Below are 12,471 nucleotides of genomic sequence, written 5' to 3' on the forward strand. Positions count from 1 at the left end.
CATTCCTGAATGCTTGCTAAATTAAAAATGTAAAACCATTTACAAGAACACTTGTTCGTGTTATTCTGATTATAGGTTAGATATTCCAACGCCTAACCTCCCCACCAGCGAGACCGGCCATCCCAGCCGGTCCATTTTTTTAAATAAAAAAGACTCTGCAGAAATGGAACTCTGCAGAATCCTTCTTAATACTAATATCTAAAATCCATTCGCTGCCTTTTCACCCACAGCCATACACCTGTGATGAGATGAATAGCGATAACAACAAATAATGCACCATATCTTTCCGTAATCCAGCCTACAAACCAAACTAACGGCAGTGTTAAAAACAAGTTCACAAGCATCAACACCCACGATGTTCTGGCGATGGCCACAATAAAAAGAACGATAGGCAATATAATAAAAACCCAGAATAGAATACTTTGAAATAATGCCATAACTTCCCCTCCGCCTTTCATTATATAAGGGGTTCGTTACTTTCACCAGCTTTACACTGGTACTTTTTCTTTCAGATCCAAATCAGTTGTTTCTTCTGTTTCTTCAACATCATATTTAGGCAATGTGACCATATAGAACAAGCCAACAATAAAGAGTGCACCACCTACTACCCAGAATAGCGCTTCAACCGATAAAAATTTTGGGAAGAACGCCGCGATCAACGCAAGTGTGACCGTGTGTGAAAGCATATTAATCGGTGTGATTGCACCTTGAACACGCCCCATCATTTTTGGATCAACGATTTTTGGAAGCCATCCGCCTAAGCCGATGTTAACAAGCGGGATACTAAGCCCCATTAGAGCAGTGAAAATAAAGAAAACCCAAATGTTTGCAGCTACTGCACAAAGACCAATTGCTACTCCGCTTGCAAAAAGACCAATAATAATAGCCGTTGAGAGCTTTATCTTCTTAGCAAGCATCGAACAAATGACACTTCCAGCCAGGACAGAAACACCAAACACAACACCCATCCACATCATCATTTGCTCATAATTTTCTGGAGCGAGTTTGTATTTCATAATAAATGCAGGCATGACTGAAAGACCGCCATTGACTACACCGAACAAGAAAAAACCAAAAATTAAAGACATCAGCAATTTAGAATTTTTTATATAGGCGAAGCCTGCACCAAAGTCTTTCCATACCATCCCGATATTAATATCTTTAAACTTATGTTTTCCATTCGGCAAACGCACTTCTTCATTCACTTTCATACTCATGATTAATATAGCGGAAACCACATATGTAACAAGGTCAAATGCGATAGCTCCTTGAATACCGACACTCCAGTAAATAAAGATCGCCAGCATGTTTCCAAAAAGCATGAACATACTTCCAACCATCTGATTCAATCCTGCAGCAATCGCATATTCATCTTTGGATAAGATTCCTTGTACCATGGCTTGGTCCGCTGGGAAGAAGAACTTGCCGACGGCACTTCTCAAAAATAGAATTGCAAAGATTAATGGCATCCAATCCAGCCAGATTGCACCCATTAATGCCAAACATAGGACAGCGCAAATCCAGTCACAATATAAAGCGATCTTCTGACGATCCATCCTGTCTGCAAGCACACCTACAATAAAAAAGACGGCTAATGTAGGCAATGAATACATCAACTCAGCCAGTGTCGCATAAAATGGCTGTTCACCAAACTTATCTAATAAATAAAACATAAAAGCTGTAACGCCGATGATACTCCCCATCATTGAAGTAAACCCAGCTAAAAAAAGCTTGCTGAAGTTTCGGTTCTGAAATATTTTCAGAAAATCTTTCATTCTAAAACCCCCAATTTTCTATGTAACAATGTTCTACTACCATTTTCTACCTAATTCCATCTTTTGTAAATGTTTTTTTAGGTTGAACTTTCCGCATTATAACGATACTCTAGACAGAGAGCAAAATAGAGAGGATACTAACATGATTCATTTATTTTCACACAACGATTTAGACGGAAAATCGTGCGGCTACCTCGCACAGCTAGCTTTTGGAGACAACTGCAAAATTTCTTATTGTTCACATGGAACGATCAACGACCGAGTCGAACAGCTTTTGGATAACCCAAAAGAAAGAAAAACAGAAATTATTATTACGGATATCGCCGTAAACGAAGAATTAATGATGCGTCTGGACGAACGCTCTAATGCTGGTGGGAAAGTTAAACTGATCGACCATCATGCTACAGCACTTCACTTTAACGGATTTGACTGGGGACATGTTCAAGTCCGCTATGACGATGATCGCCTGACTTGTGCAACTTCCCTTTTCTATGAATATTTATTGGAGAACGGCAAGCTGAAAGATACAGGCGCTCTAAAAGAATATGTAGAGCTAGTCAGACTTTATGACACATGGGAATGGTTTGATCAGAAGGTCGAAGCGAAACGTCTAAATGACTTATTCTTTATTCTTCCTCCTGATAAGTTTGAAGAACAGATCATGGAACGTCTAAAAGGCGATTCATTTCAGTTCTCTGAAACGGAAACAACGATTCTTGATCTAGAAGAAGAAAACATCGCTGATTACATTAAGAAAAAGCAGCGCCAAATGGTTGAGATTTGGGACACTTGGTCCCTAGGTGAAGGATCTGAGGAGAAGACTTACAAGATCGGTATTCTTCATGCTGAACGTTATCATTCAGAGCTCGGCAACGAGATCAACCGTGAGAACCCTCACTTAGATCTAATTGTAATCTTGAACATCGCAAACAAAAGGATCGGACTTCGTACCATTCATGAAGAAGTGGATTGCTCAATTTACGCTAAGCAGTATGGAGGCGGCGGACACCCTAAAGCATCCGGCGGAACGATGACACCAGAAGCTTTTGAGAAGTTTGTTGTAGCAGCTTTCCAGGAACAGCCACGCAGAATTGATGCACCGAAGAACGAACACAATGTGAAAGAAAATCCTGATGGAACCATGTACGTGAATAAATATCAGGAAGTTTCAAAGATCTACTCTGACGATAACGAAACTTGGCTGATCACACATAAAACACATCCAGTCGAAGAAACGTTTGATAGTTTTCAAGCAGCTGAAAACCATGTTAAACGCCACTTTGAAGGCTGGCTAATGCGGGATGATGAAGTAAATAACAATTAACACAAAGACTGGCTCAGAAAGGTTGTAAGTGCAACCAAAATGAGCCAGTTTTTTTGATTTGTACACATGATTAAACTGAAACTAGGTATCCTAATGACGTAATAAAAATATTAGGAGGAATTTCTATGCCTAACCAAAATCAAAACCAAAATCAAATGCAAAACGGAACTCAAATGCCGCAAAATATGATGACAAATCAAGCTATGAATAAAAACCATGGCGGCCACGAGTTGTTTGATGCACATGAAATTATTGCCGGTATCATCAGCATGCTTGATCAATATCAAATGTATGATCAGCACATTAAGGACCCGATCTTAAAAGATATCAACCACCGCCAATCTGCATTTGTAACCCAAATGTACAATACAATCGTTGATTGCTTCAGTACTGGACAAGACCCGAAAGTTCCGACTCAGCAATACAAAATGAACCAGGATAACACTATTGTTTATGGCATTAAGCCGGGAGCGCCGAAAAAGCCAAATCAATCTGTGAACGACCTTTCAGACAAAGGATTATCTGCATACATGTTAGGAAACACAAAATCATTAGCTACGCTTTTAGCCATGACAGCACTTGAGATGACAAACCCTGTATTACGCCGTGTTGTCGCAGATAGTGTTCCAAACTTTATTGAAATGAGCTACGAGATCTTTTTATATCAAAATAAACATGGATATTATCAGGTTCCCCAATTAAAAGATCAAGATATGACTGCGATGCTTCAAAGTTATGCACAAGCTCCAGAGCAAAACAATCCTGGGGATGTGCCTCATTAAAAATGGCTTACTTTGAAACAGCAGATGGCGTTTCTTTATCTTACCGTGTTAGAGGAGACGGGGTGCCCATCATCTTTATCCACCCTCCACTCCTTACATCTGAAAATTTCACTTATCAGGAAGATGAATTATCAAAAATATATAAGGTAATCACTTTTGATATTAGAGGCCATGGTAAAAGTTATTATTCAAGTTCTCCTCTTACGTATCCACTAATTGTAGAGGATATTAAACAGCTCCTGGATCATCTCGGTATTGAAAAAGCCTATGTGTGTGGATATTCGACCGGCGGTTCTATTGTCTTGGAGTTCTTACTTACACTGCCAGATCGAGCTCTTGGCGGAATCATCATAAGCGGTATGTCTGAAGCACATGGTGTCTTAAAAGATAAAATCGAGCTAGGGAGATCTCTGGCTGCCCAGGATGCCGTACCTCTTATTGCTTTATCCGTTTCCAAGACGAACTCAAATAACAGCGAGATGTTCCGACTTCTATTTACATCATCAATGAAGGGTAATGCAATAAATATCGAGCAGTATTATGCTTATAGTGCAGAATACAATTGCACAAATCAGCTCTCGAACATTGATTTGCCAGTTCTTCTCGTTTACGGGAAGAAAGACAGGCAGTTTCATCCATATGCCAAGATACTGAATCGGAAATTGCAATACAATGAATTAAAAATCGTGGATAATGTAAAGCACCAGATACCAACAAAAGCTGCTGATGAGCTGAATCAGTACATGAAAGAATTTATCATGAGCATAACAGCAAATTAAAAGAACTTTCCTCTCGGAAAGTTCTTACTTTTTATTCAATCCTACCTGTATGGTTAATGTTAAGGTCCACATCTACATCGTTATCCTGAAAGATTTTTATAATTCTTTGTACATCTTTTTCAATATTGATCTAAGTGGTTTAAATTGATTTGTTTATTAATTACTAGTGGTCTCCCCTTGCAGCCTGTAGAGCATATTTGTCAGCGTTTTATTCAAAATCGTTAATTCCGCATTATCCATCGAAATGTCTTCCACTAATTTAGAAGGAATGCATTCTGCTTTTTCTTTTAGTTCTTTACCTTTATTGGTTAAAGAAATAATCACACTTCTCTCGTCTTTAGCTGACCTTTTTCTTTCAATGATTCCGTTGACTTCCATACGTTTCAGCATGGGAGTTAAGGTGCCCGAATCCAAAAACAATCGTTTTCCTATTTCTTTCACGGTCATCGCATCTTTTTCCCAGAGCAGCAGCATGACCAAATATTGAGGATACGTCATATCCAGATCTTCTAACAAGTTTCTGTACAGTTTCGTGATTTCACGTTCAAGGGTGTAAATTTTAAAGCAAATTTGGCTTTCTAATAACAAGGGATTTTGATCTTCCATAATCGATTCCTTTCCTTCATTCATAGCTTCTTTCTATTATACATTAGTTTTGCGCAATTTAATTGTTTGACATTATTACAATAAGATCTTATTATTTAATTGTACACAATTTAATTTTACACAAATAAAAGGAGTGTTATTCATTATGGAAAAGTTATATACAGCAAAAGCAACAGCTGAAGGCGGAAGAGCGGGAACGGTTAAAAGTAATGATGGTGTATTAAGCCACAAGTTAGCCATGCCAAAAGGACTTGGTGGATCCGGAGACGAGAGTGCAACCAATCCTGAACAATTATTTGCTGCTGGTTATGCTGCTTGCTTTGACTCCGCGTTGAACCTTGTAGCGAGACAATCAAAAAAACGGATTGAATCCAAAGTGACTGCTGAAGTTTCAATCGGTAAAGATACAGATGGGGGCTTTAAGCTGGGAGTCGTGCTTCATGTTGGGGTCAGCGGAGTATCAGAAGAGGAAGCTCAAGAACTTGTCCAAACAGCACATGGCGTTTGCCCGTACTCAAAAGCAACAAAAGGAAATATTGAAGTAGAATTAAATACAGAAGTATTGTAAAAAAATTATGGACCACAAATGTTGGTCCTTTTTTTATGGAAAAAATTCGTTTGACCCGTATCCAGAAGGCACTCTCTAAGCTATAATTATTCAAAAACGAATAATTATTCAGAATTGTATAATAAAATTGCTACTAATAATCGAAAGGGATGATTATTTTGACCTCTTCTTCTACATGGAATGAAAACGAACAAATTCTTCATTCATTAAAAGACGATATTTTAGTAACAAACGTAGATGGAATTATTCTAAAAGTCAGCGAAGTTACAGGTAAGATTTACGGTGTAGATTCTGAGAGCCTGATTGGAAAATCTGTATATGATCTTGAAAGACAAGGATTATTTACTCCGATATTAACCCCTATGGTTGTAAAAGAAAATAAGAAGATCACCTTTGTCCAAACAACGAATAAAGGAAAAAAACTGCTGGTAACAGGCATCCCCGTGTATAACGAAAAAGGTGAGCTTTACAGGATTGTCAGTTATTCGCATGATATTACTGAACTAGCAGAATACAAAGATTTTTTAATTACAATGGAAGAAGAAATGGAACGTGTCAAAAGCGAATTGGATCTGTTGAGAAGTAAGCAACTCATGGATGCTGGAATCATAGCAAACAGTGAAGATATGAAAAAGGTAATCAGTACAGCGCTTCAATTATCCGAAGTCGATGTGAATGCGCTGATTCTTGGCGAATCTGGTGTCGGAAAATCACTTCTTGCAAAATTCATACATAATAAAAGTCAGCGAAATAAAGGCCCATTCATTGAAGTAAACTGCGGTGCCATTCCTGACTCGTTGTTTGAGGCTGAATTATTTGGTTACGAACCGGGTGCATTTACAGGTGCACACCAAAAAGGAAAGTTAGGGTTGATTGAACTCTCTAATGGTGGAACACTCTTTTTAGATGAAATAGGTGAATTGCCGCTGCATCATCAAGTAAAAGTGTTAAAAGTGATTCAGGAAAAGCAGTTTTACCGAGTAGGTGGAACGAAGCCAATCAAAGTAGATTTCCGTTTGATCTCTGCTACGAATAAAGACTTGAATACTGCTATTCAAGAGAAAAGGTTCAGGGAAGATTTATATTTTCGATTAAACGTTGTTCCTGTAACAATTCCTCCTCTCCGAAAACGAACAGAAGACATCGTACCTCTTATACATTTGCTGCTGCAGCAGTTTGAGGAGAAATATAATCGCGAAAAGAAATTAGATGAAGCGGTCGTGCACCACTTGTTGCATTACGAATGGAAAGGCAATGTGCGGGAACTTATTAATATTATGGAAAGATTAGTCGTTCTCTCACCTTCAACCCTTATTACAGTAGAACAGCTTCCAGACCATTTAAAGGAAGGTCCTACCCTTTCTCCGCCTTCAGTTATTAGCGATAAAACATTGAAAGAACTATTGGAAGAAACGGAAAAACAAATTTTATTAAAAGCGAGAAAAAAATACATAACGACTATACGAATGGCAGATGCTCTCGGGACAAGCCAACCTTCAATTGTTAGAAAATTAAAAAAGTATAGAATTTATTAACATTTTGGCACAAAACTTGCATGGATATTCTGCATAGATATTTTTTATTCAACTAGAGATTGAATATTCAAGGAGGTCATTTTGTGTCAACAAACTGGAGTCATCTTGTAACGGAAATGCCAGATCTATTAGCCCCCAGTATGGCTAAGGATCATCCAAACCTACCTGTAGTAAAAGCGGAAGGCTGTTATTACTACGGATTGGACGGAAAGCAATATCTTGATTTCACTTCTGGTATCGCAACAGCTAACACGGGCCATCGTCATCCGAAAGTCGTACAAGCGATTAAAAATGGTGCTGACCATCTCATGCATGGCCCTTCTGGTGTCATCATGTATGAATCGATCTTGAAGCTTTCAAAGGAATTGGCAAAAGTTTTACCTGGTGATCTCGATTGTTTCTTCTTTGCTAACAGTGGTACAGAGGCAATTGAGGGAGCGATCAAACTAGCCAAGCATGTAACGAAACGTCCGTATGTCGTTTCCTTTATCGGCTGTTTCCATGGCAGATCGCTAGGTGCATTAAGTGTTACAACTTCCAAAAGCAAATATCGGAAGTTCCTTCAGCCGAACGGTCTCGCTTATCAAGTACCCTATGCTGATGTGAAGGGCTGCCCGAGTGGAATGAATCCTGAAACGTACGTGATCGAGAAGCTTGAGAGAGATTTTGAAACCTTGTTTAATCATCAAGTAACACCAGAAGAAGTGGCTTGTATGATTGTAGAACCTGTTCTTGGTGAAGGCGGCTATATCGTACCTCCAAGTGGATGGCTGAAAAAAATTAGAGAGGTTTGCGATAGACATGGCATTCTGCTCATTTTTGATGAAGTCCAAACGGGATTTGGTCGCACTGGTGAGTGGTTTGCAGCACAGACATTTGATGTCATACCTGATATTATGGCGATTGCAAAAGGGATTGCTTCAGGTCTGCCTTTAAGTGCTACTGTCGCTTCTAAAGAATTGATGAAGCAATGGCCGTTAGGAAGTCATGGAACAACGTTCGGAGGAAATCCGATCGCTTGTGAAGCGGCACTTGCTACGATTGCTGTTTTAAAAGAAGAAAAGCTTGTTGAGAACTCGAAAAACATGGGAGCATATGCTTACGAACGGTTGCAAGTGTTACAGCAAGAATCACCTGTTATTGGCAGTATCAGAGCACTTGGTCTCATGATCGGCATCGAAATCGTTGATCCTTTGACTGGAAAGCCTGACGGAAACGGTTTAATGACCATCCTGGACAAATGCTTAGAAAAAGGAGTGCTTTTCTACCTATGCGGAAACCATGGAGAAGTGATTCGGATGATTCCTCCTCTAACAGTGAATAAAGAACAAATCGATTACGGCCTGTCTGTTTTGGAAGAAGCTGTTTTGGAATATCAGAATGAACTTCACATGCAGTTAAGCGGAAGCTATCAAAAGGTATGACTACCATCTTTCAATAAAAAAGGAGGTTTTTTAACATGCAGGCACTTGATACCGTTATTATTCTTTTGTATTTCGCAGTATTGATCGGGGCTGGCGTTATCGGTTCAACGAAGGCAAAAACATCTGAGGACTTCAACCTAGCCGGACGAAATCTTGGCATGTTCATGTATCTAGGCTGTTTATCCGCTGTAATTTTAGGCGGAGCTGCCACAATTGGAACGACAAAGCTTGGCTATCAATTTGGAATCTCGGGTATTTGGTTTGTATCTATGATTGGTTTAGGCATTATTCTTTTAGGTACTATTTTTATTAAAAAGATTAATTCGTTAAAAGTTACCACGATCAGTGAACTTTTGGGTAAACGGTATAAATCAGAAACACGTCTGTTAAGTGCTATTGTTGCTTCGATCTATACGCTTATGATCGCCGTCACTCAAGTGATTGGAATGGGTACGATCATTAACGTACTATTAGGCTGGAGCATTACAACCTCAATGCTTGTTGGTGGTAGTATCGTCCTCTTTTACACGATTCTTGGCGGAATGTGGAGTGTTACGGTTACAGACATTATTCAATTTGTCGTGATGACGGCTGGAATCTTCTTTATCATGCTGCCTATGAGTCTTTCAAAAGTAGACGGTTTAGGAAATCTATTATCCACGTTACCTGAAACTCATTTAGATTTTACTACCATCGGCTATCAGCAAATTTTCCAATATTTCCTGCTGTTTGCACTTGGAATGGTTGTTTCCCAAGATATTTGGCAGCGTGTATTTACAGCTAAATCTAGTAAAATAGCAAGAAACGGTTCTATTTTTGCAGGAGTATATAGTTTTGCTTATGCGATTGCTGGGAGCATCATCGGGATGTGTGCATTCATTGCACTTCCTAACTTAGAGAATCCTCAAAATACGTTTGCTGAGATGGCTCTTACCATTCTTCCAACGGGGATTTTAGGTCTTGTTCTCGCAAGCGTCTGTTCTGCTCTAATGTCAACAGCATCCGGATCATTGCTTGCTTCATCAACATTAATTACAAATGATATCTTAAAACAGTACTATTTAAAGAACTCAACAGATCGTCAACTTATAACAGCATCTAGAATAACTACCCTCTTTATTGGATTGATAGCGATTACGTTTTCTATCTGGATTCAAGACGTATTGGTGGCGCTTGATGTTGCCTATGCCATTCTTTCTGGAGCCATATTTGTTCCGCTCGTCATGACTTTCTTTTGGAAAAGAGCTACACCAAGTTCTGGATTTTATTCGATCTTAATCTCAACAGTTGTTGTATTAGTGGGGCTCTTTATTGAAGGGCTGACTGCAACAAATCCTATTCTTTATGGTATTTCGGCTGGTCTTATAAGTTTGGTAGGTATTTCATTATTCACTGCACCTGCTTCTGAATTTGATTTGCCGTTTGACGAGGATGAAGAAGACGAGGATGAAGAGGAAGCACGAAAACAAGCGTAACAGTGAAAAAGCCTTCCAACTCGGAAGGTTTTTTTATTTACATATAGGAGACATCCGTTGTTAAACCATGTTACCCTTCCCTAGCCCCCAAATATTTCATTAACTTTCCTTTGTATTCTGCCAGCAAAACGTCTTCGCTCTCTTTTTGCTGAAAAGCACCAATCGGCAGACGAAAAATAAAAGAGTAAAGGTTACATAACACTTATAAAAAATATTCCCGATAATAAATAATAATGCCGATAAACGAGACTGCTGTATAAACAAGAGCTGTGTAATAAGCATAAGTCGGTTTAAATGTCTGTTTCTCTTCTTCTACTTTAATGCCAGTTATAGCCTGAGTTTGTACACGAACCATGTTGGAAGTTAAACCGCCGGTCGAAGTAAAATATCGTATGATGAGGGTGCATGCTAAGCCGACAAACAAGGAAAAATCAATAAAATTCCAGCCAAAAACCCTCGCTAGTCCAAAATTGACCCCTATCATGATGATTAAAGTGATAACCGAAACCATAATATTTCTCATAAATTTCCCTCCCTCTTTTTAATACATACGATTCAGAAGGAAGAAAGTTCCATAAATAAACGCCTGTGCAATATAATGCATCAGGCGTTTTGTTTTTCATTTGTTTAATATCTCATATTTCTTTCACTCACTCGTTCACTTAATATATATCGGTATTGTGCGGTTCGGAAAAGTTTCGCCTCTAATGCATGTTTGGACTGGGGTAAGATCAAGTTTGCGGTGTTCTTAAAGTGGACGCTGCATGTGTCGGAATCGACAGTTTCAATTCGCTGTACATGTGATTGTGATAACCAGATGCACGTTTCGTTTTTAGGTGATTCTACGGGAAAAAAGAAAATACCTAATTCGAGGTTGATCATGATTGGGGATAAACTCACGTAGCCCATTGAACGGCGGACAGCTTCTCGCCTGCCTTCATAACTTGAGCCGAAGAACAAACAACTTTCATTTATAATTTTTATCGGACTGAGTGCGACTCTTTCATTTTTTTCAGATTCCAATATTTCGGTATGCACCACACCGAACTCGTTATAAAACGGTAAAAGTGCCATTGTGCTTGTGTTAATTTCGTAAGTACCTAGAAGCATCGTTTTTTCCATCTAAACATCCTCCTATTTTCTCTTTTGTTCTACCTTCTCTCCTTTTCATTATTTTGAAAGCAAAAAACTTCCAATAGGTAAATTATACTAAGTCTTTAGACAGGAATCTAGCTATTTTTACAAAAAATTTAACAATTTAAATATTCAGTAAAAAAATTCCTCAAAATGGTTTGAACTCTGACGATTGGTGGTATACATAACAGGTCGAAATTCCTTGCTAATTTCGACCTAATTTCCAACTACTATATTTATCAAAGAGGCTGATGAAAGATGGCAAAAGGTGATCTTTTGATCATTGGTGGCAATGAGGACAAAAGCGATAAAAAAATGATTCTATCCAGGTTCGCTGCACTATGTAAGAATCGTCCAGGTCCGATTGGGATTCTGACAACAGCATCCGGCTTTCCGGAAGAAGTGGGCAGCGAATATCATGAACTGTTTAACACTTTACATGGAACAAAGCCACTGCTTTTCCATTTGGACTCACGGGAAAAAGCGGAAGATCCTGAACTGCCCCAGCAGCTCTCTTCACTGTCCGGTTTGTTCATGACAGGCGGAGATCAGCTGAGACTGACTAGTATTCTTGGCGGCACCACATTTTACAAACACCTTTTTCAGGAATGGAAAGACGGATTAACCATCGGCGGAACGAGTGCCGGTGCTGCTGTTATGAGCAGATTAATGATTATATCGTCAAAGCTCTTTGAAAAAGAGGACGTTTCTGTTCTAGAAATGGGCTCAGGCTTCGGATTTTTAGAAGACGTTATCATTGATCAGCATTTTTCCCAGCGCGACCGTTTCAGCAGGCTGATGCGCGCCATCGCGTTAAATCCTCAGATCATTGGCATCGGAATCGATGAAAACACGGCAATCTGGGTACATAACGACGGCGAGCAGTTCGAAGTAATCGGCGAATACAACGTCAGCATCTTCGACGGCAAAACTTCTACTTATGTAGATGTTGCTGAAAATAAAGGAAACATGACGATTTCCGATATCCGCTTCCATACATTGGGTGCGGGCGCGGTTTTCAATTTACACAAACGAGAATTAATCATCTCTTAAGGAGCGAGCGTAATTA

Annotated in this window: 13 protein-coding genes; 8 read left to right on the forward strand and 5 right to left on the reverse strand. The window is 39.1% G+C overall.

Features of this window, described 5'->3' with window-relative positions:
* Positions 1 to 191 precede the first annotated feature (191 nt).
* The gene (locus UN64_RS09905; protein WP_077362212.1) at positions 192 to 437 is read right to left on the reverse strand and encodes a hypothetical protein; all 246 of its coding nucleotides are present in this window, start codon (positions 435 to 437) and stop codon (positions 192 to 194) included.
* A 51-nt stretch (positions 438 to 488) separates the two neighbouring features.
* The gene (locus UN64_RS09910; protein WP_077362214.1) at positions 489 to 1,775 is read right to left on the reverse strand and encodes an MFS transporter; all 1,287 of its coding nucleotides are present in this window, start codon (positions 1,773 to 1,775) and stop codon (positions 489 to 491) included.
* A 142-nt stretch (positions 1,776 to 1,917) separates the two neighbouring features.
* Between UN64_RS09910 and UN64_RS09915 the strand changes: the two genes are divergently transcribed.
* The 3 genes from UN64_RS09915 to UN64_RS09925 all read left to right on the forward strand — a co-directional run bounded on the left by UN64_RS09915 (position 1,918) and on the right by UN64_RS09925 (position 4,660).
* Complete coding sequence (locus UN64_RS09915) at positions 1,918 to 3,099, forward strand: DHH family phosphoesterase (protein ID WP_077362216.1); 1,182 nt, start codon at positions 1,918 to 1,920, stop codon at positions 3,097 to 3,099.
* A 125-nt stretch (positions 3,100 to 3,224) separates the two neighbouring features.
* A complete protein-coding gene (locus tag UN64_RS09920) occupies positions 3,225 to 3,881 on the forward strand; it encodes a spore coat protein (RefSeq protein ID WP_077362218.1) in 657 nt (218 codons plus the stop codon).
* A 2-nt stretch (positions 3,882 to 3,883) separates the two neighbouring features.
* Positions 3,884 to 4,660, forward strand: coding sequence for an alpha/beta fold hydrolase (locus UN64_RS09925; protein WP_077362220.1), 777 nt, complete (start codon positions 3,884 to 3,886; stop codon positions 4,658 to 4,660).
* 156 nt (positions 4,661 to 4,816) lie between these two features.
* On the opposite strand, the gene UN64_RS09930 is transcribed toward UN64_RS09925, so the two are convergent.
* Positions 4,817 to 5,290 (reverse strand): MarR family winged helix-turn-helix transcriptional regulator, encoded by a 474-nt coding sequence (locus UN64_RS09930; protein ID WP_245801998.1) that lies wholly within the window; start codon positions 5,288 to 5,290, stop codon positions 4,817 to 4,819.
* Positions 5,291 to 5,411: 121 nt separating this feature from the next.
* Here UN64_RS09930 and UN64_RS09935 point away from each other — a divergent pair, with 121 nt between their 5' ends.
* The 4 genes from UN64_RS09935 to UN64_RS09950 all read left to right on the forward strand — a co-directional run bounded on the left by UN64_RS09935 (position 5,412) and on the right by UN64_RS09950 (position 10,268).
* On the forward strand, positions 5,412 to 5,834 hold the full coding sequence (locus UN64_RS09935) for an organic hydroperoxide resistance protein (RefSeq protein WP_077362222.1): 423 nt from the start codon (positions 5,412 to 5,414) through the stop codon (positions 5,832 to 5,834).
* 158 nt (positions 5,835 to 5,992) lie between these two features.
* Positions 5,993 to 7,369 carry a sigma-54 interaction domain-containing protein gene (locus UN64_RS09940; RefSeq protein WP_245801999.1) on the forward strand — a complete coding sequence of 459 codons (1,377 nt, stop codon included), beginning with the start codon at positions 5,993 to 5,995 and terminating at the stop codon, positions 7,367 to 7,369.
* Positions 7,370 to 7,452: 83 nt separating this feature from the next.
* On the forward strand, positions 7,453 to 8,793 hold the full coding sequence (locus UN64_RS09945; RefSeq protein ID WP_077362226.1) for an aspartate aminotransferase family protein: 1,341 nt from the start codon (positions 7,453 to 7,455) through the stop codon (positions 8,791 to 8,793).
* Between the two features lie 35 nt (positions 8,794 to 8,828).
* On the forward strand, positions 8,829 to 10,268 hold the full coding sequence (locus tag UN64_RS09950) for a sodium:solute symporter family protein (protein WP_077362228.1): 1,440 nt from the start codon (positions 8,829 to 8,831) through the stop codon (positions 10,266 to 10,268).
* 202 nt (positions 10,269 to 10,470) lie between these two features.
* Here the strand turns inward: UN64_RS09950 and UN64_RS09955 are convergent, their stop codons facing one another.
* On the reverse strand, positions 10,471 to 10,791 hold the full coding sequence (locus tag UN64_RS09955) for a hypothetical protein (RefSeq protein ID WP_077362230.1): 321 nt from the start codon (positions 10,789 to 10,791) through the stop codon (positions 10,471 to 10,473).
* A 104-nt stretch (positions 10,792 to 10,895) separates the two neighbouring features.
* Positions 10,896 to 11,390 carry a competence protein ComK gene (locus UN64_RS09960; protein WP_077362232.1) on the reverse strand — a complete coding sequence of 165 codons (495 nt, stop codon included), beginning with the start codon at positions 11,388 to 11,390 and terminating at the stop codon, positions 10,896 to 10,898.
* Positions 11,391 to 11,660: 270 nt separating this feature from the next.
* On the opposite strand from UN64_RS09960, the gene UN64_RS09965 reads away from it, so the two are divergent.
* A complete protein-coding gene (locus UN64_RS09965; RefSeq protein ID WP_077362234.1) occupies positions 11,661 to 12,455 on the forward strand; it encodes a cyanophycinase in 795 nt (264 codons plus the stop codon).
* Positions 12,456 to 12,471: the final 16 nt, after the last annotated feature.

The sequence above is a fragment of the Fictibacillus arsenicus genome, from assembly GCF_001999465.1.
In the GTDB taxonomy this organism is placed as follows: domain Bacteria; phylum Bacillota; class Bacilli; order Bacillales; family Fictibacillaceae; genus Fictibacillus; species Fictibacillus arsenicus.

Excerpts from the sequence above, each read along its gene's own strand:
- UN64_RS09905 (WP_077362212.1), bottom strand. The coding sequence starts at position 437 with ATGGCATTATTTCAAAGTATTCTATTCTGGGTTTTTATTATATTGCCT.
- UN64_RS09910 (WP_077362214.1), bottom strand. The coding sequence starts at position 1,775 with ATGAAAGATTTTCTGAAAATATTTCAGAACCGAAACTTCAGCAAGCTT.
- UN64_RS09915 (WP_077362216.1), top strand. The coding sequence starts at position 1,918 with ATGATTCATTTATTTTCACACAACGATTTAGACGGAAAATCGTGCGGC.
- UN64_RS09920 (WP_077362218.1), top strand. The coding sequence starts at position 3,225 with ATGCCTAACCAAAATCAAAACCAAAATCAAATGCAAAACGGAACTCAA.
- UN64_RS09925 (WP_077362220.1), top strand. The coding sequence starts at position 3,884 with ATGGCTTACTTTGAAACAGCAGATGGCGTTTCTTTATCTTACCGTGTT.
- UN64_RS09930 (WP_245801998.1), bottom strand. The coding sequence starts at position 5,290 with ATGAATGAAGGAAAGGAATCGATTATGGAAGATCAAAATCCCTTGTTA.
- UN64_RS09935 (WP_077362222.1), top strand. The coding sequence starts at position 5,412 with ATGGAAAAGTTATATACAGCAAAAGCAACAGCTGAAGGCGGAAGAGCG.
- UN64_RS09950 (WP_077362228.1), top strand. The coding sequence starts at position 8,829 with ATGCAGGCACTTGATACCGTTATTATTCTTTTGTATTTCGCAGTATTG.
- UN64_RS09955 (WP_077362230.1), bottom strand. The coding sequence starts at position 10,791 with ATGAGAAATATTATGGTTTCGGTTATCACTTTAATCATCATGATAGGG.
- UN64_RS09960 (WP_077362232.1), bottom strand. The coding sequence starts at position 11,390 with ATGGAAAAAACGATGCTTCTAGGTACTTACGAAATTAACACAAGCACA.
- UN64_RS09965 (WP_077362234.1), top strand. The coding sequence starts at position 11,661 with ATGGCAAAAGGTGATCTTTTGATCATTGGTGGCAATGAGGACAAAAGC.